This is a genomic window from Streptomyces sparsus (assembly GCF_054776295.1).
Map to the genome: position 1 here is coordinate 1 of NZ_BAAHCA010001548.1, position 718 is coordinate 718.

At 71.7% G+C, this 718-nt stretch carries 1 protein-coding gene; it reads right to left on the reverse strand.

Translation table 11 applies throughout. From position 1 onward, the window contains the following. Positions 1-89 precede the first annotated feature (89 nt). Positions 90-718: TerD family protein (locus ACYVE9_RS29535; protein ID WP_461030938.1), on the reverse strand; the 629-nt coding region annotated here is incomplete at its 5' end.

A 718-nucleotide genomic window follows, 5' to 3' on the forward strand; every position in this document is an offset into this window, starting at 1 on the left:
GGCGGCGGACCCGCGGACGGGCGGAGGTGCGAACGGGCGGGGCTCGGCCGGCGTGGTGCTCCGGCGGACGCTGCTCCGGCAGACCGGCGCTACAGCGCCTGGCCGCCGGGCTTGACCATGCCGCGCACGGTCCGGGCGTCGAGGAAGTCACCGAGCGCCGTCATCTCCCACTCGCCCGAGAACTGCCGCACGAACTTGCACATCAGGACGGCCGTGGGGGGGGCGGAGCCGGTCAGGGCGAACCGGACGAGCTCCTCGCCGCGCTCGTCGAGCAGCCGGCAGTAGGCCTTGGCGACCTCGGAGAACTTCTGGCCGGTGAAGGAGTTGACGGTGAACACCAGCCCGGTGACCTCCGGCGGCAGGCCGTCCAGGTGCACGGTGATGGTCTCGTCGTCGCCCGCGCCCTCCCCGGTCAGGTTGTCGCCGGAGTGCCGGACCGCGCCGTTGAGAATGGCCAGTTTGCCGAAGTAGCAGGCGTCGATCTTCTTGCGGTTGGCGTCGTAGGCGATCACCGAGGCGTCCAGGTCGATGCTCTTGCCGCGGAACGCCGGCTCCCAGCCCAGACCCATCACCAGCGCGGAGCGCAGCGGCTGGTTGTTCTTCACCAGCGAGACCGTCTGGTGCTTCTGCAGATCGACACGGCCCTTGTCGAGATTGATCCGGCCGGCGCCCGCGGTGGCTGCCGGGGCGGCTGGTGCGGCCGGGGTCGCCGCGGGCG